The following is a 23,702-nucleotide window of genomic DNA, read 5'->3' as shown; positions in this document are numbered from 1 at the left end:
GGGGCTTACTTGCGTAACTGGCAAAAATCAAAGGTAATCTGTTACAAAAACAAAGGTAATCCACCGCAATTTGACCGATGAGGACCATGGCGTTACGAGGGGTCTCGCCTTGTTTCTTAACCACTTAGGTCGCGTTGGAGAGAAATGTTTTGGATGCATCACAGACTTTTACTGACTTTTAAGGAACCCATAATGAAGTACAGACTTCTCACAATTCTCTTTTTTCTAGCTGTGCCCTGTCTGAAAGCCTATCCGCAGGCATGGTCTACGTTCCTGGATTCTTCACGGGCGATTGACTGGAGTAGCGCGGGATTTACCATCCCGAGTTACACAGCCAACTGTTCGGTACAACCCACGCTCACGGCCAATAGCTCAAGCGCCGCGTCCGCCAACACCACGGCGATTCAGAATGCCTTGGCCTCATGCGATGCAACGCACAACGTGGTCAACATCCCTGCGGGGACGTACTACGTGGCCGGGTGGACGTACGGATCGCAAGGCAACCAAGTCGTGCGCGGAGCGGGGCCGATGTCCACAACCGTCATATTTACCGCCGAGGCGGGATGCGGCGGCCAGAATTCCGGGGCTTGCATGATAACCGGTTCCCCTATTTATGCGGGAAACAGTGTGGTTCAGCCGTCGAGCGGCACACAGCAATGCATGTGGACGGGGGGCTTGTCCAAAGGATCGACAACGATCACGCTGAGCAGTTGCGGCGGCGCGCCGACCTCGGGTCAACTCATGGTTCTCGATCAGGCCAACGATACGAGCGACACAGGAGGCATCTACCAGTGCGACAGCATAACGCCTACTTGCACTGTGGAATCTAGCGGGAACTATGACGGGCGCACCGTTGGCGGGGTCACATATTCGCAGAAGCAAGTTACATATGTGACGGGCGTTAAGAACAACGGCAATGGAACATACTCCGTTACCATTTCGCCCGGAGTCTACTTCAACAACATTCGCCCCAGTCAATCTCCCGGAGCGTGGTGGATGGCTCCAGTTCAGAATGAAGGACTGGAAAATCTGAGCATTGACCAAAGCAACATCACCGACATGGGGGTAGCAATGTACGGCTGTTACCACTGCTGGATCAAGAATCTGCGGTCGATTAACGCCGGGCGCGGTCATGTCATATCTTTCCTGAGTGCCGGGGACGTGATCCGCGATAGCTACTTCTATCAATCCCAATCGCATTTTTCCGAGAGCTATGGTATTGAAGTCGAGTCTTCGTCTTCCACCTTGGTTGTGAATAATATCTTTCAACAACTCACAAACTCGCTGATGTTCGGTCAAGGCTCTGGTTGGGTCACTGCATACAATTTGGGAGTGGACAATCTTTACGCCGACGCTGGTAGCGTGTGGGAGCAGACGGCTGACGCTGGTCATAACGCTGGGAATGCCATGAATCTATGGGAAGGCAATAATCTATTCGGGATTTGGTCCGATGATTCATGGGGAGCCGCACCAGTAAGCACCTTCTACCGCAATCAGCTCCTCGGATGGGAAAACGGAAAATCCGAGTCAACCTACCCGGTGTCTCTGGAGTCATGGTCGAGAGCATTTAATGTTGTCGGAAACGTCCTGGGACAGCCCGGTTATCAGACCACCTACGAGTCCTATGCGAACTCATCGACAGGTGGGGCAAACGGTGGTGAAACCGCTAATGTAAGCATCTATGTTCTTGGCTGGACGGGCGCGGATGGTACGGGAGGATGTACTGGTCCTTCCTTATGCGATCCTCTTGTCCGGTCTACGCTGATGCGTTGGGGTAACTTCGACACGGTGACCGCGGGAGTGAAGTGGGATGCAACTGAATCCTCTCCCGCAGCGGTGCCCTATGTGAATGCTAATTTCAGCTCTTCGTATTTCACTTCCCTGGCGCACACGCTACCTCCATCTCTGTATTACAGTTCCACTCCTACTTGGTGGCCTGCAGGAAAACCCTGGCCTCCGATTGGACCCGATGTTTCATCCGGCAATCTTGGCGTTTGCGGCAGCGGAACATACGCCGGAGCGCAGGCAACATCCTCAAGCCAATGCGCAGGCGGCAGTTTGAGTACTGCATGGGCGGGGCATGCAAATTCGCTACCGGCGCAGGACTGCTTTCTAAACGTGATGCATGGTCCTCCGGACGGAACGGGCAGCGTCCTAAATTTCGATGCCACCCAGTGCTATGCATCTTCCGGGCAGACGCCTGGGAACCCCTCGCCCCCCACGGGACTTGTGGGCACGGTAAATTGAGGTGACAGTTCCGCCTGCCGATGATCAGGAGATTGGCAGGCGGCCTTTTTCTAGTCCGCCTGCGAGCCAGCCAGCAGATCCCTCTCCATGGGTTGGTTGCCGGCTGACTCATTTGTATTCTTCTACGGCCTCGGCGGCCGGTTTTGATAACGGGGTCAACTCGCGCAGAAGACTGGTAAGCTGGCGCAGCGGCGCCAAGCCCCAATGAAGAAGGATGACAGCGCCCAAATAAAGCGTAACAAACAGGGCTGAAATGATGACGATTGCCTCGAGCGCGGCTCCGGTGCCTGAAGGGGTGCCCCAGACCGGCGTGCCTCGGATGATCGCGGCAGTTATCAAGCCCGCTACGAGCGCGGCGACAACGTACCTCCAGGTAGGAGCAATCAAAGCTGAGAGACCGAACCGGATTGGTCGTCCAGCATACCAGAAGCCGGGAATCAAGAGCGTCCAAAAGGAGATGCTCCAGGCTGCGGCAACTCCTTCAGGCCCCCAGGGGAGCGCCAGCAGAAATAGGCAGGCGGTTGCTGCTAGTTGAAATACAGTCCAGCGCAGCCATCGTTCTGGCTTCCCCACTGAGAGGTGGATCCAGCCAACAGTGCTGCAGAGAAGCATGACGCCAATTCCCGGTCCGAAAAGTTCGAAGATTCTGCCGGATTGCGACCATTGCGATCCAAGCACAAGGCGCACCACGCCCTTGCCGGCCAAGGTAAGATTGGCGCTCATTCCCATGCCAACAAATGCGATGATCCCAAGCGAATTGGCGAGGTACCGCCGGAAGCGAACATGGTCCTGATTCAGCCGGCTCAAGGATGCCAGTGCGACATTGTTGAGCGGCGCAGTGAGTTGACTGGCCGAGAGCGCAAACAAGTCATAAGCCTTTTTGTAGAATCCAAGGGCCACCGCATTGAATTGCCAACCAACCAGCAGGTTGTCGAGGTTCAGCATGGAGTAGCTGACGCTGAACTGCCCATAGACCTTCGCCGCGAACCAGACCATGGCGCCTGTCTTGCCCGTCCGCCGAGGCAAGCTGGGAACCCATCGGCAAAGCCACCAGGCTCCAATCGTGACGCTCAGCTGTTGCGAAATGATTCCCGCCACCAATGCCCAATATCCCCAACCTCTTAAGGCCAGCAGGATCGAAACAGCGGTATTTGCCACACGGCCGACGACGTCGTTGGTAGAAGTTGCCGCGAAGCGCATGCCACGCTTTAGGAGAGCTAAGTGTATGACGGAAACTGCCGCAATGAAGACCCCAACCGAAAGACCAGTGGCTACATTCGCAACCAGCGGATTTCCGTAGAATCGTACCAGCATTGCCCCAGCCGCCTTAAACGCAATTGCGAGGACGACCCCAGCTGCTGAATTAAGCCAGAACAAATTGCTGGCAGTGTAGTGGTCCACTCCTTCAAACTGGATGACCGCTTCCGTAAATCCGTTGAGGCCGAAGCTGGCTACGAGGAGGCTGAAAGTGGTAACCATGGCGACGACCCCAAAATCGGCCGGAGTCAACAGTCGTGCCAGAATGACCGTGCTGACCAACTGGGCCACGAGTGCTAACCCCGAAGCCGATACTGTCGCTGCGGCGCCGCGAACGGCGAGGCGTCTTAATTCGTGGCTCCCAGCTCGCGGGTAAAAGGTGCCACTGGCATCGAATGGAATCATGCCCTAAGCCCGTTGAGTCCGAAGCTGACCAGGAGAAGACCGAGGGTGGTAATGATGGCGGAGACGCCAAAGTCGGCCGGCTTCGGCAGCTGGGCCAGCACGGTAGCGCTGACAAGCTGGGCTGCGACCATCAGCCTCAAAGCCGATAATCTCCCTGCGGCGCCGCGAATAGGGAGGCTCCGTAGTTTGCTGTCTTCAGCGCTCGGATGCAAGACGCCATTAGCGTCGAATAGTTTCATTTTCTAACCTGGGTCGAGCAATCCATAAGAGAGTAGCCAGTGCTCTTTTTAGCATTGCTCATTCGAGTCGCAGGGAGGCATATTCGGCTGCGATACTCGTTGTTCATCCAATGAGCGCGCCCTGAGCACAGGGCGCATTAAGATCAGCTTGCGCGTTCGCTGCGTAGCAACCTTGGTGGCGGAAGGTTTGGTTTCGGGCCCTGACGCAAAACCCAGCGCATGATCGTAGTAATCCTCTGCGCCTTGGCGTCCCAGCTTAAGTATTCCCGCGCGTAAGAAACGCCCTGATGACGTAGCTGGTCAAGACGATCTCCGTCTCGTGCAAGGCTGAGCAGAATTTCTTCAATTTGTGAGACCACGTCGGTCTCATTAGTGAGAGACACTTTACAACCGACCCCCGGATGCACTGTGTCCCCGGGCCCACCGAAGTCGGCGACTACCGGTACGACGCCGTGCGCGAGAGCCTCAAAGACCACTCCCCCACCGAAGTCGCGAATGGATGGAAACAAAAGTACGTCCGCTGATCGCAGCTGCTGAATCGCTTCGTCATGGCTGAGCCAGCCACAAAACAAGACCGCCTTGTCGACGCCGAGAGACCGCGCGAGGTGCTCAAGACGGTCCCGCTCGGGTCCATCGCCGACCACGGTAAAACGGGCCAAGTCCTCCCGCAATAGAGAAGCAGCTCCCCGTAAAGCAAGATCACAGGCCTTCAAGGGAATCAAGCTGCCGACGAAGATCAATTCGAGTTTGGCGCCCGGCTGGCGACTGCGCAGCGTACGGGCGCACATTGAGCTTTCAATGCCATTTTCGGGGAGAAAGAAGAGCTTTTCGCGATGTTCGCTTAACTCCGCATAAGTGTGCGAAGAACCCGCCATGATCGCTGCTGCGCGGCGATAGGTGGACCGACCAAAGGGGAGAAACGAGTACAGGTTCCGTAATCGAGTGACCCATTTATTCTGGATCTTGGCTTGTTTGAAGCCTTGAAGCCAGGGCAAACCTCCATTGACAGGGCCGACCAGAAAAGGTACAGGACCGTTCCGCAGGAAGAAAGCAAAGGGACTAAGACTGATCATCGACACCGGCAAGAGTCGCAACACTATATCGAACTCGCCGCCTTTGATACGTCCTTGCATCTGGCGCCAAGCCTGCCATTCAAAAACAACAGAAAACGGCCGGACAAAGACCTGTAACAGTTGGTTGTTGTAGTTGTTTTTGAAAATCTTGTCGATGCTCCAAGCATAAATGCCGTCAAGCCATCCCAGCTTGATCACTTCCACGGCGCGAAGCGTCCCCTGCCTGCGCCGCACGGCTTCCTCGCTTGAGGAGCCAATGATCAAAGTCACGTCATGGAGGCGAGCAAGTGCTTGAGCTTGAGAATAGCCGATGAGTGGCCCGCAAATCGAGTCCGGGTTCGCATTTTGTGCGAGCACTAAGATACGTAAGGGACCCATAATCCCTCTCTCCTCCTTTCTCGTCTCGTCCAGAACAATACCTGGCGTCGGTAGGTGCAGCCCCATTCGCATATACAGGAAGACCGCGCTAACGCTCGCTTGCACGAGCGCACTCCCACTCCAGCACTCGTTTATCCGCGACCCGCTCTTTGCGAAAGGGCAACCGAGTAACTGCCAACAGGCACTTCCTCGCGGACGGCATCAGTCTCTTGAGCAAGCCATGGTCCCTGGCTGCCCACGCGACTGTTGCTGCCACTCTTGCGTACGGCGTACACCGGGGCGATGGTCGCAAGCAGCAATACGATCCATGGAGGACCCATCATCCTGAACGCCCCCTCCGTGAAGCCGGTAATAACGGTTGCGAGTAAAAAGGCCAGCCTGAGACTGCCGATATCAGGGTCGCGGCGATAGACGCCGATTGCGTTCCTATAACCCGTCGCGATCAGGATTCCCAGCAAAGCCTCTCCAATCCACCCCAGAGTAAGAAGAATCTCGACATAACCGTTGTGGGCTTCATTAATCTGAAATCCGCTAAACAGCGGTTCCGCCCACACCCTTTCGAGCCGCGAGCCCAGCCAGAAGCTCTCATACCCGACACCGACCAGCCGATTATTAACAAAGCGGAGCAATATAGGCCAAGCCTCGGTGCGGCCAGTTAACGTGGGATTTCTTCCCAAACCCTGTATCAACGTGCCCGAAGACTGAAAAAACAGCGCGTACACCGTACAGGCAATCACCCCAGCAGCCAGAAGGTGCACTGAAGCGGGTCTGCGGCGGAAGACGGGAGTGGTCGAGAGCAACATCACGGCGCTCGCCATGCTGAGCGCGCAAATGGAAGTCATTGAATCGCAGATCCATAGCAACCATACGATCATCGCCAGGACCGTACCAAGCGCCAGCAGGCGCCGTTTGCGGTTCGGGTCTTTCCGGTCGATATAAGCACTGCGAAAGCGCCAAAGAAAGGCAATGCCGATAAAATCGCACAACTCGCCCAGGCCGTTCTTCTGCGTGGCAACACCGACCGGCTCCATGAGCCAACTCTTATTCAGCACTCGCCCCAGTTGCGGAAGGTACCTGATGAAGAGGAGGGATAACGGCACGAGCACGAAGCCAAGTCGGGTGAACAGGTGTTTGATAGCGTCGCTGACGTTCGCCTCGGTTAGCACGATCAGGACCATCATCACGTCGCCAATCCCTTTAATCCAGTGCTTGAACGTTACGAGCGGATAATCAGACCAAAAGATGCTAAATGCCGCATAAGAGAAGAACAGCCAGATCGCCCAATTGTTTCGCAGGATGGGGCCTACCCGTTGTCGTCTACTGATAACCACGATCAGCGCGGCTATCTCGAGAGCCATGAAAACGGCTCGGTCAACGGGGCTACCCTCAAGATAGACACTAGCCTGACTTGTATCCGACGCACCGACTCCCAGCCATAGGGAGAGTGACCGCGAGGAACAGAAGAACAGCCACGCCGTCGGAATCCACAGGGCTTTGGACGCCGGAGTCTTTCCACGTCGATCAAGGAGAAAGAGGCCGAAGATGCCGATCCAGAAAATAATAGAGGCGACATTTGGGGGCATTCAGAACCTCGTTAAGTACCCTATTTCTCGCTGCAACGGTGATCTAGCCGTCTCATGCCACCGTAAGAATCGACTACCGATGAGCTGACTGACCCGAACGTTGATGCCCAACCACATCTCCCTCATCTCTTGCCGGTTGACACAATGTAGGTCCGCGATTCCCTCTTTCCAAAAGACATCCATGCCCTGTTAGGCGAAAACCAGCCGATACATGTTGTTAGCCACTTTCAACCTTCGTCTCGCGACATCCACGACTCCGACGACCATGACGGTTAGCAGTACGCCCAGGAACAAGGAGAGAAGCGCAGCACCAACTCCATTTTGGTACAGCCAAGAAATCCTTCTCAGTCCCTGCAAAATCACAATCTGCGAGATGTAACCCAACAGCGAGTACTGTCCGAGCAAAATGATGTGACGATGGGTCGCGCCGAGTGCCGCGCTTTTGCTGCCCGCGATATACAACAGCGCAGTAGTGAGGATCACGCTAGCCACCTCCAACGGTAGTATCACGTCCCAAATAGTGATTATGGCCAGATAGCAGCAATACAGCACAATCAGTATGTAAGGATGGCTTACAACTAATTCGATCTCCCGCCGTCCCGAGAACCCGATGACAACCCCAAGAACACCTATCATCAATAAATCAATGTAGGAGCTTACGATCCCATAGACGCTTAATAAAATGACGGCCGCGAGTAACACAAACAGTGCATAGCGAAAAGTATTTCGTTCTCGCCCGGTCAGCATAATCAAGCCGGCCGACAAGATGAGCAGATAAGCAATCGGCACCAACATGCTAAATGAGACACTCTTTTGGCCCGCAGACGCCGTTGGATTCGCGACTATAAATGCCCAACAAATGCTGCGCAGCCACCTCCCCAAAACAGCATACTGGATTGGAAAGCGCGATAGACAGATGCCAACAAGGATGTTCAGTAACAAATACACGGCGAGAAGCTTGGACCCTCGGACGATCAATCTTTTGGCCAGGCTCCTACTGCCGCTTTTGTAGCGAGGCAAAAGGATCTGCGAGATCATGAAGCCGCTGATGAAGATAAAGGAAGGAGTTAGAAAGCGAAGATAGTTGTAATAGTGGCCTTGAGATCCGACGAAGTAGTTAAGCCAATGATAGAGGACCATAAAGAGCACAAGGGCTCCTTTAGTGAAATCGATGGCCATATCACGAGGGAGTCCTGTTTTCCCTGGTTTGGAACTCGACAACTGATACTCTGCTGGGGCACAGGGCTCAATATGCTCTAACTTATTCTGTATTGATATTGACATTGACATGTCTCGATGTTTTCCAAAAAAGAGAACCGCCAGTGCTTTCCAGCGCTGAGGCTAATAAGAAAGCTTCAATCCCGGATCGATCGGGTGCGGACCACTTGAAAATACTGCCTGGTTGTGTGGCGTAGCTCTCGAGGGAGTCACGACAAACGTAAATGAGTACGAGTTTGGCGATATCGGCCAGACTGTTGCGCTGCACAGACCGATCTGTCGTATCGATTCCGATTCGATCGTTAAGTCATCCGGCATGCATAAAGAGCCGGTGCAGTAACTCAAGTGAGAGTAGTGTATGGATTTCGTTTGTATAGTTGCGGCCACCTGTCAAATGGCCCCGAACCATGGACTCCACCGCTTTGCGATCAAGATAGGGTCGGGATAAAGCTAGCGGGTCAAGCAGCATCTCCTGAACGTATTTCGAGAGCCTGTCGCGGTACCAGACCCGGAAATGGTAATACTTGTGACGTCCGAGAAACAGCCGTTCCAAGTGAAAAGGTGAAAGCGCATGATCGACTCGGGCCACCCATTGAGGCATGCCGTGATCGTAGGCATACTCGGCCTTAAACGTAAAATCTTGGTAGCGACGAACGATCGCACCCGGGAAGACTTCGTTCCTACCTCCGACGCCTATATCGGTACGTATTTGCCGTAGCGCGGAATTTCCGTCCGCGATCAGCCGAAGCCTAGCGATATTATTCTCGGCGACGGATGCAGGCGCCCGAAAGTTGGTCCGAACAACGTCATTATCGAGAAATGGTGACCGCTGAGAGACTTGACTCCGTTCGAGTGCAAAGAGGCTCGAGTGGTGCCACGCCGTCTGACGAAACGCGGAAAACGAAAGTGGGTGTGTGTCAGCGATGCGGATGTACGTTTCGCGGGCCGCTGTAATGTGTGCCAGCATTTCTGGCCGAAATATGTCGGCAGCAAGCGCGCTTGGCTTAAACGCCCGGAATCGGCGAAGGATTTGGTCGCCATAATTGCCGGTCATTCTTACCGGAGCAATCTCGCGCGCCTGTTGGCAGACGTAGAATGGCGGGGCGCAACTCACATCGGCGCAGCCATCCGTCAGGTATACGGTCCGCTCAGCGAGCTGAGGAAATCGTGAAAGAAAATCCGCGCCAGCCTCAATCACTTGATGAGGCTGCTCGCATGTTCGTGCAACCTGTCGGGCGACGAGGACGTCCTGGCAGTCCCGGTATATTCCTCCAAACGTGTAGCAGGGTAGCGAACCCGCAGGGCCCTTGTACCAGGCCATAACTGCCCGCGTGTCCAACCCACCTGTCAGCGACATCGCCACACGCTGCCGGCCGGTGAAATAGCGCGGCAGGTTTCGAACGAAGACTTTACGCAACTCACCATAGTAAGTATCCGCATCGAGAGCGGTTTGAGTCTCCCACTCCTCAGGGTGAAAGTAGGCGCCTTTGTGTTCGATGGCGCCGTTCCGAAACCTCCACAGCGAAGCTCCCGGCATCACGGAAATGCCTTGAAACAATGAACGGTTCTCCAGAACCGCGTTCATCGCAATGAGTTCTCCCAAGCTCGCTGGGTCCACCGAACGAAGTTCGGGACGAACGGCAAGAACCGCTTTCGCTTCTGCGGCAAAGTAAAATGCGTCCTTTGATTCGTGGTAGTAAAGACGCTGCATGCCGTAGCGATCGTTCATAAGGGTGGCTGTTCCGCGCACCCGGTCCACCAACAATCCATGAAAGAAGCCGTTCAGACTCGCCGGAAAACTTGGATCGTCCTCATACAAATGCACCAGGTACGATGCCTCGGCGGAATCGAGCTTGTGTCCGCGCGCTGTCAATCGCGCTGCCGTTCCGACCTCGGGAAATTCTTCTCCCGCAAAGACAAGAACAACGTCGCCCGTTTCGTTCGATAGCGGCATCCCGTCCGCAAACGAGTCCTTCTGAACACTCCAGCCTACATAAACGCCGAGAGATTCATCAATCCACGTTCCCGTTACGTAAAACGACTCGTGGCGAAGCGTGCCCAGCATGGTCGCCAATTCACGTTCAGCGCGCTCCCTAGGAAGCTTTGTAATCAGTCCTACAATGCCAGGCACTAAGCTTCTCCCATCACCGAACGGTATTTTCGCTCGTACCAGCCAGCACGAAGGTCGCGAAGCCTGCTCGCAACACCCTCTGGAATGCGCTCTGAGATGCTGTGGTGTAACTTCAGGCGCAAGGCAATCCGACCCATCGTAGTCAAAGGAACATAGAACCGGGGTGTGTCAACCCGTCGGAACCCGTTGCGCTCTTTAAAGTCACGTAAACCGTCATGCTCTTTCTTCCCATAATCAAATCTCGAGTACACAAGATACTGAATACCCCGGGTTGCGCAAGCTCGGACTGCGTGTGCAATCAGAGCATTCTGTGGCACTTTGTCCCTGTGTTTAACCATCGAAATAATGTTCATGAGCCCCGCTTGAGTGCAGGTCTCATCGGGCACTAACTTTACAAATCCAATCAGCCTGTCGTCGAAAAAAGCCCCGAGAAAGATGCTGCTATCCAGGAATGTCGCCTCTTCGCGGCGCACGGTTTCGAAATCTTTTCCGTAATGGGGGAAGCGCCGTCTCTGCCTGATCGGGCATTCATTGTAGATTTCACGGATCCCGGCAACCAACGCATCGTCGAAAGGAACTTCACGTACCACAACACCGTTCTTTTCCGCCTGCTTCGCTTTGTTCCTCGCCTTAAAGCCGAGTTCATTCTTCCACCAATTCTCAAACGTCGTTATCGGCAATACTGCGAAATTGTCCCACTCAAATGAGTAGGAGAATTTCGGCTTGCTGTCAGGAAGCCTTTGCGCAAAGGAGAACAAATCCACTCGCTCGCCGGCCGCCCGTAACCCCTCAATTACCGGCACGGGATCGTCTAAGAACTTGTATCGGTCGCCGTGCAGCTGCGCGATGCGCAAGGTCCGCCCCGCGACATGGATTTCTCTGTCTCGAACGTTAATCAGTTTTGTCACTATCTGAAACCTTATTCGTGTAGCGCACGCCCAGCGCGCAGCCAGATCGGGTCGTTTACCAATCGATCTCGCCCGCGGCAAGGGCTGCTCATAGAAGTTGGCGGAGAGGGAAGGGATTTGAACCCTCGGATGGTTACCCATCGCGGCCGGCGAACCGACCGGTGCCTTAACCAGCGGCGACCTCTCCGTGCAGAGCGACTTTGCCTAGCTCGCTCCCGAAAATGTATGCGTTCCTGTTTGTAGCAGCTTCGCGTTGAACTGACCAAACATGGTGTCCATGATTTGGGATAAGGCCAAAGATTTCATATCTACCCTGCCACATATGGTTCCGCTATCGGATTCACGCCTAGCAGCGCGAGAAGCTTCCCCAAGTGGTGACACAGCCGTATCATCAGGTCCATGAATCTGTGCTGCCCCAGCAGCACTACAAAGGGCAGCGCCAGTCCGTAAGCCAGAACAGCGATGATCGACAGTGTGATGTTGAGCACGCCGACGGTTGGCCGCAGCGCCGCACAGGCACCTCGCAGCAGGGCTTTCTTTAGGAGGTGCATGCGCGTCCATCGCGAGGGCGGCACGACTTCATACACCACCGCTTCATTGCACCAAGTGAAGACACGCCCTTGCTCGATCGCTCTTCTGAAGAAATCCACGTCCTCGCCGGCTCGGAACTCCGGGCGGAAGGGCGGATTGATGTCTCGCAGTACGTTTGCTTTCAGCAGCACGTTTCCTGTTCGAGTCTGGCCGGGAGCAAGGACCAGACCAGTCTCGTGGCACTCCCGGTCGTAAAATCTACCCTTCACGATCCATCCCGGAACACCGTCTCCAAACGCTGGCTTCACAGGCCCCAGCACTCCATCCACCCGATATTTCTCGCAGGCGAGGAACAGTGCCTGCAGCCAGTTCCGCTCCGGAAACTCGTCATCGTCGATAAATGCGACATAGTCTCCTGTCGTGTTCTGCACAGCCCTGTTGCGCGCGAGCGCAATGCTCTGCTGAGGCTCCACGCAGTATTTGACGGCAATGCTCGAGGTTGCAGCAAACTCCGCGACGAGGGGTTCAGCTGATCGCAGGTGATCGTTGTCGCAGATCACGATCGAATAGGTGAAGCGGCCTCCCGTTTCCTGATGGCGGAGATCTTTCAGCAAACGCTTGAGAAAGTCTGATCGTTTGTAGGTACAAATGCAAACGTTGATATGGCTTGCTTGGTTCGTCATCGATTCCTGCACCGGGGGTTGCCCCAGCTCTAATGAGCAGTTAAGGCACTATTGCGCCACTCTAGTGATCTTCGATCCCTAGGGGCAAACGTTGGAACGGGAAAAATCTTTTTGATCGGTGAAGAGAAACTCTCATCGGTTGCATCGGCCGCGGATATTACCGCCCGGTCTCACTAGGGCCGACATCATAACGTGAGGCGATCACACAGGTACCGACTAAGTTGTCGATTCCATCGCCGGTTAGAAATGCGTACTCTGCCGGATCCTGCGGATGAGTCTCCACTTCGACAATAAACTGGCGGGATAAGTTGACGATCCGTTGGAGGCGGTCCAACGGCGCGAGCGGCTGAATGGAGAAGAAAAAGTTGGTTAATCGATGATGTCGGTCTAGAGCCCAGTCTGTTACCCGGCGATAGCAACGGTTGCCAGAACTCTTCTCTCCAGGCTCAAACGAGAAGTTTCGCCGGACAGTAGTTCCTGGAGGCAGGAGTCCACCGAAGAGGACATTGGCGCAAAGGTGCATGTGATGGTGACCATCAAGGCGCCTGGGTTCTTGTCCATAGAGACGAATAAATTCGTCTCGTTGAGCGGTCAACACATATTCGAAGGAGCGAATTAGGCCGGGGTGGAACACGACCTGAGAAAGACGGTGTCGTAGCAAGTACTGCGACACGCACTTCTGATGCTCGACGAGCTGTGATGGAAGCCCCAACGCCGAAAAGGCTGACGTGAAGTTGAGGTGGAGACCCGTGTCGATCCCGTGATCGCGAGCGATCCCGGCGGCACGTTCCGAATCTTCCATAAATACCATGGCGCTGACGGATGAAACCGTTCCCCGGCGCACACAGTCCAAGGTGCGATCGGTCGTTTCGCGATCGCGGCCCCAATCGTCCGCATTAATGATGAGGCGGCCGGTTCGCAGTGACTTCCCCTTCGGGCCGACAGGCTGAGCTTCCACCCCGGTCTCATTAATGTTGGACGTGAACGTGGTCGGCTTCATTCCGCCGTTCCCTTCCCCATGTTAGATTCGCCCGCCCACGGCATCTGTTTCGATGAGCGCGCACCTCGCTGCAGGAAACGGAACAGCCGCTGCATCTGCTCGCCCCGATGAAACTCGATCAGTTCGGGCGAAACCGGGCGCTTTATCCGCCGGACAAGACCCCAGACATAACCTGCTCCCAAAGCAAGGCCACCGATGCAACGCGGCGGCATCATCATCTGACGTGCCACTCTACACAATTCCCACAAAGGATGGTTGCCGACGGCATAATCCTTCAGGCCCACTCGGAACCTGGCAGCTATCGGGTGATGGGCCGCCGTGCCAATTTGCCGATGATGAATACAATGCTTCTCGGTAAAGGTGCGCGTCTTCCAGCCCTTCATTCTGGCGGTGATCACCGCTACGTGGTCGATGGAACCGCCACGGATCGGAACGTAGCCTCCAATCCCCTCGAAACAGCTGCGTCGAAACACCTGGCAAGCTCCGGAGACATGCTCAATGCTCACGAACCGATAGTCATAGCTCTCTCCGGATAACTCACGGAATGGCGTTCCGACCAAGCCCAGTTCGGGATCCGATGCGAGCTTTCCCAGCAGGAATGCAAAGTAATCGGAGTCGAAGCTGATGTCTGCATCCAGGCTAACAACGACCTCGTATGGCAGGCCGGCGACGCGCTCAAGGCCGGCGTTGAATGCCATCACCTTTCCGGCGAAGTGGCGTTCTTTGCGCTGGGGCAGACTTACCAATTCGATCCAGGCATGCTCAGCAGAATATCGAGCAACAATTTCGTCTGTTTCGTCCGTTGAGCCATCACTAACGATGACCCATCGCAGTGGTTTATAGGTTTGGGCAATCATCGATCGAAGCGTCAACTCGATGAATTGCGCTTCATTCCGTGCCGGGGTGATGAGGACGTAACTTAGTCTTGCCGTCATAGCGGTGCCATGCGTGAGAAGGGATTCTCCGGAGCGCTTGAAGTTAGACGATCAGCGTCTGAGGTTCGCTGAGATCCCGAGCCGATTCCGGTTGCGCGCAATGCGATTCGGCCGCGAACACACAGACTTCTGCCGCAACACGAGCCTGTTGGTCTGCGGTTAGCTGCGGGAACATGGGGAGTGAAACAATTTCGGCGGCGGCGCACTCCGTGACAGGAAAGTCGCCTCGCTGGTACCCGAACCAGCGGTATGCCTTTTGCAGGTGCAGCGGCACCGGATAGTGAATTCCAGTACCGATGCGCGCGTCGTTCAGATGGCGAATCAACTTGTCGCGCTCGGCGGTGCGCACTACGTACAGATGGTAGACTGCGCGCGACCAGGACGGCTCTGAGGGACAGATCAGGGTATCGACATCCGACAGCAGGCGGTTGTACTCTCCCGCATGTTTGCACCGCAGAGCATTCCATTCAGACAGGCGCCGCAGCTTGATCTTCAGAAGTCCTGCCTGGATAGCGTCCAGCCGTCCGTTGTATCCCTCCACGTCGTGATAGTACTTCTTAGCCTGGCCGTGGTCCCGTAGCATTCGAATCTTCGCAGCGATCTCCGCATCGTTCGTGGTGACGGCTCCGGCTTCCCCGCAGGCTCCCAGGTTCTTTCCCGGATAAAAGCTGAAGGCAGCGGCACGCCCCATCGATCCTGCGGTCATCCAGCGATTGTGCTTCGCTGAAAAATATTTTGCGCCGTGAGCCTGACAGGCATCTTCCACTACCGTCAGGCCATATTGCTCGGCCATACTCAGGATCGGGTCCATATCAGCCATTTGTCCGTACAAATGGACGGGAACGATCGCCGTTACTGGTCGATGGCTTCTGCGGCTGATGAGGTTCCCAGAAGCGTCGCGCGTGCATTTCTCTTCGAGAAATTCCCGCAGCCTTTCGACCGACATGTTGTAAGTCTGTTCGTCGATATCAACAAACTCTGGAACCGCCCCGGCCTGAGAGATCGCTTCGGTCGTGGCGATAAAAGTGTGCGGTACGGTCACCACCACATCGCCTTGCTGGACTCCGCACGCCATCAGCGCAAAGCGCAGTGCGTCGGTCCCGCTGCTGATGGCAATCGAGTCCTTCGTATCGCAGAAGGCAGCAAAGGAGCTCTCAAACTCCTCCACCATGGGCCCGCCGATGAAGCCGGCCGTGTAAAGGGCGCGGCGAAAGACTCCGGTGAGCTCCTGCTCAAGCTCCACGTGCGGAGTTACAAGATCAAGGAATGGGATATTTTCATTACTGGGCATGGCAACCCTCCAAGCTCGGTTCGGTATAACGCAGGACCCTGGCCGGATTGCCAGCCACGATCGAGTTGGGTGGGACATCTTTCGTGACTACGCTGCCGGCACCCACGATCGCACTCTCGCCAATGCTGATGTTCGAGAGGATCGTGGCTCCAGATCCGACGGAGGCGCCCTTTTTTACGGTGGTCCGCTCGACCTTCCAATCAGCCTCAGTCTGCAGATCGCCCTCGGAAGTAGTTGCCCGGGGATAGCTGTCGTTGATAAACATCACACCGTGACCGATGAACACTTGGTCTTCGATGACGACCCCCTCGCAGATGAACGTGTGACTCGAGATCTTGCAGCGCCTGCCAACGCTGGCATTCTTCTGAATTTCCACGAATGCGCCGATCTTGGTCTCATCCCCGACTTCGCACCCATATAGATTGACGAATTTTGATAGCCGGACGTCTTTCCCCAGCTTCACATCATCCGAAATGCAGTTGTAAGAACTCATAGATAGACCAGCGACCCCTTCTTGCTGAGCGATTCGCTGGCTGCCTCCAGCATCTTGACCACTCGCAGACCAGCACATCCATCATTAAACGGATTTTTCCCACTCGAAATGCAGTCCACGAAGTAAGAAAGTTCCTGACGAAGCGCTTCCACTTGTTCTAGCTGGGGAGCCCACATATCGCCGGACCGATAATTCACCAACAGTTCGTAAACTCCCTCGCGGTTCGTAATATTTACTCCTTTGTCGTACACCTTTACCTTTTCATCGGCTTCAAGATCGTTCCAAACGAGCATTCGCTTCTCTCCGCCAAGGAGGGTGGTCCTGACTTTCACTGGCGACAGCCAGTTGACATTGATATGAGCTATCACCTTTTCAGGAAAGTAGAGCGTCATGTACGCGACATCTTCGTGACCGTTCAGATGACTTTGGCCCGTCGCAACAACCGCTTCAGGACTTCCCTTGATGAGGTAGTCCATGATGGAGAGATCGTGTGGTGCAAGATCCCAAAGAACGTTCACGTCGTGCTGAAAAAGGCCTAAGTTGACGCGAGTGGAATCGTAATAATAAAGCTTTCCTAGGGTTCCTTCGTCGAGAAGCTCCCAGATTTTCTTAACCGCGCCCGTAAACAAGAAGGTGTGATCCACCATAATCCGAAGATTCTTCCGCTGTGCGAGGTTGATCAGTTCCTCCCCTTGCGCAGTATTACTCGTAAAGGGCTTCTCAACAAAGACGTGCTTACCATTCTCCAGCGCGGCTTTGGCTAGTTCGTAGTGTGTCCAGACAGGAGTGATAACAGCAACCGCGTCGATGTTTGGTGCCGAGATCACTTCCGATGCGTCTGGAGTTACATGGATGCCTGGATACGCCTTCTGCGCGCGTTTCCGCGCCGCAGGGCTCATCTCTGCGATTGCAAGGACATGAGACTCTTCCAGACTCGTAAGATTTCTAACAACGTTTGGCCCCCAGTAGCCGTAACCAATTACACCAAAATTCACGGTTCCTCCACCCCTAAAAACTGTCGGATATGACATTCACCGAGCAACACCAGCGCAACAGCGGGAGAGATATGAAGACTCTGCTCGATCGGGAAGTCTGCATCAGCACGCGCCCTTAAGCACTGCTCGAGGCGTGAGCATGAGGATCTTGAGATCAAGCCACGGAGACCACGACTTCGCGTATTGCAGATCTAGCCGAACCATTTCGTCGAATTTGAGACGATTTCGACCATTTACCTGCCAGAGTCCAGTAATCCCAGGTTTCACATCTAGTACCCGCCGACGGTGCCAGGTCTGATAGGTGGCTACCTCATAAGGAATCGCCGGACGAGGACCAACCAGAGACATGTCCCCTCTGAGAACATTCAGGAACTGAGGAAGTTCATCTAAGCTGCTTCTCCGCAACAACCTCCCCAGTGGAGTAATCCTCTTATCGTTTGCGAGCTTGTATACGCCGTCTCCGTTTCCGTTCATTGACTCGCGCGACGCTTCGCCGGCAATCAATTTCGTTACATATTCCTTGTGAGCGCTGTGGTCGTTGTTGACGTGCATGGAACGAAACTTCAGAAATGTAAAACACTGGCCATGTCGACCTACACGTTGTTGCTTAAATAAAATCGGCCCGTTCGATGACAGCTTGATTGCAGCTCCGATGAAGAGAAGCACAGGTGCGCAAATAATTAACGTTAGGCAGCTACCTACAATATCCATCGCCCGCTTTACCCCTAATAGGGACCGCTTAGCATCATCACGACTCGACAAATCGGGATATAGGGCAGCGTTGCTCGGACGGCCAGAACCATCCTGATCCCAATCGTCTGGATAGAAGTGAAATGAGATGCTGACTTGACTGAATTGCTCGAAGGTCAAAATTTCTCGCAGCGCGTTGCTAATCCTGGTCAGAAGAATGCTCAGGATTGAGTTCTTCTCGTCTGCCAAAAGGCCGGTAAACATAGCGCCAACTGTGGTCTGGTGTTTATACCACCCGATTACGTCAGTCTCTCTGGTTGATGACAGTAGAGCTGACATCAGACTCTCGAGGGCTTTTCCGTTCTTCCCGGAATCTTGATTGTTCCCTGCCTCCAATAGCACCAGTAGGAACGGCTTGCCAGAGCGCTCCGTTCTCTTGCGTTCAATAACAAGCATCCGTCGAAACGCGTCTTCGCAAAGAGCGATACGTTCGTCAGTCGAGCTGGAAAGCAGCGAGCGGGCAGTTCCTTCGTCAATCGAGTCTAATAGAGTCACTGGACCTCTCCTTATTCGCCTCAGGGAACAATCTTGTGCGACAAAACCCAGAAGGGAGGCCATGGGCCTCGCGCGTACACATGAATGAGGGGAAATAGGTTCGAGCCGCTGATCATTGAATGTTCGACTTGATCGATCAACAGCTTTTCTTCGAAGGGCTAATCACACCGGTCTTCAATACCGAAGGACGTGTCTACTACACCGGTGTGTCGAATTCTTTGGGAGGGGATTACCTACTTCTCGGGCGGACTGTCCGGCCCTGAAGTCGACGGCTGACGGTAATAGTAGTAATCGTTTGGGCCTGAGCTTTGAGAACCGTTCAACAACGCCCCAATCAGCTTTTGATGGTCGAGAGCCTCGAGCCCTCTCTGTAGCTGTCGCTTTTCGGTGGTCCCCTGGCGGGCGACTAATAGAATTCCATCTGCTAGCCTTGACCAGACACTTGTGTCAGCCAAAGGCAAGACAGGAGGTGAGTCGATGATGACCCAATCGAATAATGAGGTCACCTGACTCATCATTGCAGACAATCTCCCTGATTGCAGAAGTTCAAGAGGATTGTCCGTAGCAATGCCTGCAGGCATGATCCAAAGATCCAGGTCTTCAAGATGGTAGATATTACTTACACTCTTGTCGTTTCCATGGAGCCAGTCGCATAGACCTAGCATCCCTCGCAGTCCAAACAATTGCGAGAGCGACGGCCGGCGAACGTCTCCTTCTAGCAGTAGCGTCCGCTGCTGTTTTTTTCGAGCAAAAGTACAGGCTAAATTGGCAGCCACCGTACTTTTTCCCTCGCGGGGAATTGTACTCGTGATTAACACCTTCTTAAGTGGGCGCTCTCGTTGGAGATGCCGTAATCGTACGCCCAAAAAGCGAAACTTCTCCGCAACCAGGCTTTCTTTATCTGTGACACAAGCAAGCTGACTTTTAACACTTGCCGTAATGGACAAAGACTGGAACCGGTCGAACAGATCCGGAGATTTGTTATCCAGTGAGGGCTCGCACGCAAACAAGCGGGAGTCCATAGCCGGAATTGGCGGCGCTGGTTGCGGACGGAGTGACCTTTCGCGATCTGCGCTTTTCGCTCCGTTGTCCAATTCCGGCTGTGGTGACGGCTCCAATACCGACACTGCTTCGTGCCGCTCAACGCGCTGCAGTAACTCAGTTACTTCCGTGAGCGCCGAAAGGTCAAGTCCGGAGCGCTCTTCTTCCGATCTCTGTAACGCGTCAAATATTAGGCTCATTTTCGCTCACTTGAACGGCCTCGTCTTCACTAAAGTTTGAGCCGTTCGCGGCATACAGATTAAGAAGGGCATTTGTAGCTTCCTGGAGAGCTTTCTCGCTGTGTTCAGGCTCTCTTTCGGTCTCAGAGGAATGAACCACATCAAGGCGGAGTTCCCAAGCCACATTTTCGATGATGCTCGGAGTCACGCTTTGCATTCGTTTTGCATAGGCGGTAATGAGTGCGTTCTCACAAATTGTATTGATCAGCCGCGGAAATCCCCTGGAGTTGCGATATATCGCTGCAACTGCCTGCGGGGTGAACACACTACTTCCCTCAACGTTGTTCCCGGCGATCGACAAACGCCGTTCAATGTACCCTTTGGTCTCACTCTGAGTCAGCGGATCAAGCCGTGCACGAAGAGCAATCCGCTGTTTGAGCTGCCTGAGTCCAACGGAATCCAGTTTTGCATCGAGTTCGGGCTGGCCAACCAGCACGATTTGCAATAACTTGTCCTCGGCAGTCTCCAGATTGGTCAACAGGCGAATTTCTTCCAGTATCTCCGCCGACAAATGATGTGCTTCGTCCACAATGAGGACGGTCGTCAGCTTCTTCGATCCACGCAAGGTCAGAAATTGGCCCAGGTCGAATAGCAACTCGCCTTTATTCTTGCCAGACGCTGGCAGGCCGAAATCTGCAAGAATATATTGAAGAAATTCCGCTGGCGATAGCAAGCTGTTGAAAATATATGCGTATGCAATATCTGTACTTTGCTTCAACAGTTGAAGCAAACATCGAAGCACCAGAGTCTTGCCCGTACCAACTTCTCCAGTTACAACCACGAATCCTTTGTGGCGCCGCACTCCGTAATAGAGCGCTGCGAGCGCCTCATTGTGTCGTTTGGTTGAAAAGAGGAAGGCAGGATCCGGAGTAAGGTCGAATGGGTTCCGGTTTAGATTGAAGAATGCCTTATACATTGAGCTGCTGAAGTTAGCTATGGATGTAGTTGAATACTGAGCCGGCCAGGATGACGACCACTACGACTGCAGCCATTCCCCACCCCAGCAATATCTTCCTTTTGTTACGCTGTTCGTCTGTCTGACTTGCAATTTCGGGGATTTCAGAGATCACGAGAATCGGCAGCAGGCTCTTGATTTCTTTTTCACTGTGCATACGATCGTCAATGAATTCAAATACCCCAGCCACAAGGACCCCTAATGCCAAACCAATGCCGACTCCCATTCCGCAAAATTTGACCCGATTGGGGAAATTGGGCTTCAACGGCAGACTGGGAGGATCAAGAACGCTGAAGCGCTCGCCCTGCTGTAAAAGCTCCATGCTTGTCGCCATTTGTGATTGATTCTTCTTCTTCAGCAGGTCGTCGTAACTTGCCTTTGACTGTTCGTAGCCCCGAGTCAGATCGGCCATCTGCTGCTCAGTCATGGGTTCCTGATTTAAACGACCCTGATAGTCGCCGATCTTCACTTTCAAACTTGCGATCGACTGTTCGCGGTTTTTGATTTCCGACTCGTTAGCCTTGAGCTGACTTTGCAACTGCAGCAAAGGCGAATTCTGGGAAAGTTCCACGGGGTCACGCGCAGTCGAATTGGCTTCGGATTGGTTATCAGCCGCACCCTTGCTCCTTAAGTCCGCAACTAGGGCATCCCTCATCTTCTCGGTCTTGGCAATCTGGATTTTCAGGTTTCGAATATCGGGATAACTATCCGTGTAACGAGAGCTCAAATCGGCTAATTGAGCTTTTAGCTTTTCGAGTTCCTGTTCAATCGCAGGTAAGCGTGCAATTGTACCGTCGGCCGTCTTGCCGGTAGTTTGAAGAGTTCTGTATTGATTGATGGATGTCTGCAGGTAAACCTTCTGCTGCTGCGCCGTGTTAAGCGCGTCCTGCTCATTTAGGAGTTGTTGTTGGAAGCCACTCAGGATTTGTAGATTACTCGCCTGCTGACTGGGGAGATCGCCCATGTGCTGCCCTTTGAATTCTCGGATCTTTTCTTCCTGATCAGCAAGATCCTGCCGAGCGTTTTCCAATTGGGTCTCCAGAAACTTGGTTGTGTCTTCGGACTGTTGCTGGCGCACTTCTAGGTTCGCGTCGATGAATAGCTTGCTTAATTCGCCGGTTACTTTCTGGGCGATTTTTGGATCTCTCGCGGAATAGTAAATATTAAATGCTGTGATTTGATCCTCGCGCTGATCCCGCACAAGCTCAATGTCGATATCCTTGCGCATAAGCTGGACCTTTTCATCCGGGTTGAGTTGCTTGCGCCCGTCTTCATATAAATGGAACTGGTCAATGATGAGAAGAAGTCGCGTACGGCTTAGAATCTGTTGTGTGATGCTCCGCAGTCGATCTTGCAGATTGTCGCTAACATTCGGCAGCACATAGTCCTTGGGCATAGTAGGCTGCTCAACCAGAATGAGCGTGGCCGACTGATAGCGCACGGGTAGAATCCAGCTGACCCCCCAAACGACGATCCATCCAAGAAACAACGGTATCAGGAAATGGATGTGGCGACGGCGGACTATATCCAGGCAATACTGGATGTCGAACGGCCCAGCCTTTTGCTCTTCAGTAATTTCCGGCATGGTTATCTTCCCAGCGGTCTCGTCAGCTGATAGGAGATCGACATGTAGCCGCGATCAGTATCGGGCGCATTACTCACCACTGCGATACTTCTATAGCTTTGGTGCAGTCGCTGGTATCCGAATTCCACACCAAAGCGTTCTCCGATCCGATGTCGAACCGCGATCGTCCCAGAAATCATGTGCCCACCAGGATTCGTGCCTATGAGGAAGGGGCTCACGTTCTTCGTGGATGCATAGCTTGCCATAGGGCCAACGGTCCATGCGCGTGCTACCTGCCATCCGGCCGATACATTTGCGCTGTTCGAATCGAACGCCCCCACCAACCCTCCTCCACCTGAAATCACGTGGGCGTAGCTAACTGCAAAGGTCGTGCGACTCCCTTGCCAGCCCATGCTGGCAGTCGCGGCCGGCGCCCAGGACCGAATCGTTGGAAACGGAGCCTCCGAAACTTCGTAGTGCTGTGGACCACCCGACAAAGACAAAGAAAGGTTTGGTTTGAGATAAACCGTATAGAAGGCCAGGAGTGCATGTGTCCGAGTGTCGCTCTCAGCACCGGTTTGCGCTCCATTGTCCACCGCCGCGAGCGAGCCTAGCATTTGCGAATACTGATAGGTTGCGCCTAAGTATTGCGCTTTGGTTAAGCGATAACTATAGAAGCCGGCGCCTCCGCGTGAACTTGAGTCGGAAAGACCAGGGGCTTGGCTTGGATCGGGATAATGCAAGTTCGTAAATGTGCCTGAGGCACCAAACATGCCGTTTCTGGCAAATTGATACGTTATTTCGGCATTCGCATTGTTGCTAAGCTGATCCGCAAAGGGAGCAACGACAGGCACTAGTGGAGACTGCGCCGATCCGGAGATGCCCTCTCCTGTGAACGGGTAGGATTGGTTGAATACATTAGAACTCTTTCTAAAGGAGTCGCGCACGGTGGCAGTCAGGTGAGGGCTCAACCGATATTGCAGATCAAAAGCCAAATTCTGGTCTGTCTCATTCAGAGAGCTTGTATGCTGATAGATCGTGAAGCCAGGTCTGTATGTGAATGTCTGGTGTAGCCTTGGAGTAGTCTGGTCGATCGCGATTGTTGGCCAGATCGAATAACTTGTGTCTCCGACAGGATTAGTTGTAGTTCCTGCCAGTACATTGTCTGTATATGCCGTGTTAACAGTAAATCCGGCGTACAGGTAGTTTGATCGTGCCTCGGCGCCGATGGCTGTCGAGTAGTCTTCGCCACTTACCGGAGGCGGTGTCCGCATCTCATTTTCGATTTGGA

The 23,702-nt window shown here is 53.9% G+C and carries 19 protein-coding genes and 1 tRNA gene; 1 reads left to right on the top strand and 19 read right to left on the bottom strand.

Annotated elements, in window-relative coordinates; translation table 11 throughout:
• Positions 1–192 precede the first annotated feature (192 nt).
• Complete coding sequence (locus H7849_RS05980) at positions 193–2,247, top strand: hypothetical protein (RefSeq protein WP_186744969.1); 2,055 nt, start codon at positions 193–195, stop codon at positions 2,245–2,247.
• 108 nt (positions 2,248–2,355) lie between these two features.
• Here H7849_RS05980 and H7849_RS05975 read toward each other — a convergent pair whose 3' ends face one another.
• The 19 genes from H7849_RS05975 to H7849_RS05885 all read right to left on the bottom strand — a co-directional run bounded on the left by H7849_RS05975 (position 2,356) and on the right by H7849_RS05885 (position 23,685).
• Positions 2,356–3,909 carry a lipopolysaccharide biosynthesis protein gene (locus H7849_RS05975; protein ID WP_186744968.1) on the bottom strand — a complete coding sequence of 518 codons (1,554 nt, stop codon included), beginning with the start codon at positions 3,907–3,909 and terminating at the stop codon, positions 2,356–2,358.
• On the bottom strand, positions 3,906–4,148 hold the full coding sequence (locus H7849_RS05970) for a hypothetical protein (protein ID WP_186744966.1): 243 nt from the start codon (positions 4,146–4,148) through the stop codon (positions 3,906–3,908). The genes H7849_RS05975 and H7849_RS05970 overlap by 4 nt, the downstream gene beginning before the upstream one ends.
• A 143-nt stretch (positions 4,149–4,291) precedes the next feature.
• The gene (locus H7849_RS05965; RefSeq protein ID WP_186744964.1) at positions 4,292–5,704 is read right to left on the bottom strand and encodes a glycosyltransferase family 4 protein; all 1,413 of its coding nucleotides are present in this window, start codon (positions 5,702–5,704) and stop codon (positions 4,292–4,294) included.
• Between the two features lie 26 nt (positions 5,705–5,730).
• Complete coding sequence (locus tag H7849_RS05960; RefSeq protein WP_186744962.1) at positions 5,731–7,182, bottom strand: O-antigen ligase family protein; 1,452 nt, start codon at positions 7,180–7,182, stop codon at positions 5,731–5,733.
• Between the two features lie 189 nt (positions 7,183–7,371).
• Positions 7,372–8,361: a hypothetical protein gene (locus tag H7849_RS05955; protein ID WP_186744961.1), complete on the bottom strand. Its 990-nt coding sequence runs from the start codon at positions 8,359–8,361 to the stop codon at positions 7,372–7,374.
• 346 nt (positions 8,362–8,707) lie between these two features.
• Complete coding sequence (locus H7849_RS05950; RefSeq protein WP_186744959.1) at positions 8,708–10,531, bottom strand: asparagine synthase-related protein; 1,824 nt, start codon at positions 10,529–10,531, stop codon at positions 8,708–8,710.
• Positions 10,531–11,439, bottom strand: a complete 909-nt coding sequence (locus H7849_RS05945) for a hypothetical protein (protein ID WP_186744957.1) — start codon at positions 11,437–11,439, stop codon at positions 10,531–10,533. Before H7849_RS05945 ends, H7849_RS05950 begins: the two co-directional genes overlap by 1 nt.
• Positions 11,440–11,537: 98 nt before the next feature.
• Positions 11,538–11,626 (bottom strand) — tRNA-OTHER (locus H7849_RS05940).
• Between the two features lie 121 nt (positions 11,627–11,747).
• Entirely contained in the window at positions 11,748–12,653 is a 906-nt protein-coding gene (locus H7849_RS05935; protein ID WP_186744955.1) for a glycosyltransferase family 2 protein, read from the bottom strand.
• A gap of 157 nt (positions 12,654–12,810) precedes the next feature.
• Positions 12,811–13,653, bottom strand: coding sequence for a ChbG/HpnK family deacetylase (locus tag H7849_RS05930; protein ID WP_186744953.1), 843 nt, complete (start codon positions 13,651–13,653; stop codon positions 12,811–12,813).
• Positions 13,650–14,588: a glycosyltransferase family 2 protein gene (locus tag H7849_RS05925; protein ID WP_186744952.1), complete on the bottom strand. Its 939-nt coding sequence runs from the start codon at positions 14,586–14,588 to the stop codon at positions 13,650–13,652. Before H7849_RS05925 ends, H7849_RS05930 begins: the two co-directional genes overlap by 4 nt.
• Before the next feature lie 43 nt (positions 14,589–14,631).
• A complete protein-coding gene (locus tag H7849_RS05920; protein WP_186744950.1) occupies positions 14,632–15,879 on the bottom strand; it encodes a DegT/DnrJ/EryC1/StrS family aminotransferase in 1,248 nt (415 codons plus the stop codon).
• Positions 15,869–16,372 (bottom strand): acyltransferase, encoded by a 504-nt coding sequence (locus H7849_RS05915; RefSeq protein WP_186744948.1) that lies wholly within the window; start codon positions 16,370–16,372, stop codon positions 15,869–15,871. The genes H7849_RS05920 and H7849_RS05915 overlap by 11 nt, the downstream gene beginning before the upstream one ends.
• Complete coding sequence (locus H7849_RS05910) at positions 16,369–17,367, bottom strand: Gfo/Idh/MocA family protein (RefSeq protein WP_222439773.1); 999 nt, start codon at positions 17,365–17,367, stop codon at positions 16,369–16,371. The genes H7849_RS05915 and H7849_RS05910 overlap by 4 nt, the downstream gene beginning before the upstream one ends.
• Before the next feature lie 102 nt (positions 17,368–17,469).
• Positions 17,470–18,612, bottom strand: a complete 1,143-nt coding sequence (locus H7849_RS05905) for a sugar transferase (protein ID WP_186744945.1) — start codon at positions 18,610–18,612, stop codon at positions 17,470–17,472.
• Between the two features lie 233 nt (positions 18,613–18,845).
• A complete protein-coding gene (locus H7849_RS05900) occupies positions 18,846–19,634 on the bottom strand; it encodes a tyrosine-protein kinase family protein (RefSeq protein WP_251106640.1) in 789 nt (262 codons plus the stop codon).
• A gap of 202 nt (positions 19,635–19,836) precedes the next feature.
• Positions 19,837–20,808, bottom strand: coding sequence for an ExeA family protein (locus tag H7849_RS05895; RefSeq protein WP_186744941.1), 972 nt, complete (start codon positions 20,806–20,808; stop codon positions 19,837–19,839).
• Between the two features lie 13 nt (positions 20,809–20,821).
• Complete coding sequence (locus H7849_RS05890; protein WP_186744940.1) at positions 20,822–22,432, bottom strand: hypothetical protein; 1,611 nt, start codon at positions 22,430–22,432, stop codon at positions 20,822–20,824.
• Positions 22,433–22,434: 2 nt separating this feature from the next.
• Positions 22,435–23,685, bottom strand: a complete 1,251-nt coding sequence (locus H7849_RS05885) for a hypothetical protein (protein ID WP_186744938.1) — start codon at positions 23,683–23,685, stop codon at positions 22,435–22,437.
• Positions 23,686–23,702: the final 17 nt, after the last annotated feature.

The sequence above is a fragment of the Alloacidobacterium dinghuense genome (assembly GCF_014274465.1).
Lineage (GTDB): Bacteria > Acidobacteriota > Terriglobia > Terriglobales > Acidobacteriaceae > Alloacidobacterium > Alloacidobacterium dinghuense.
This window is presented reverse-complemented; position numbering and strand designations above follow the sequence as displayed.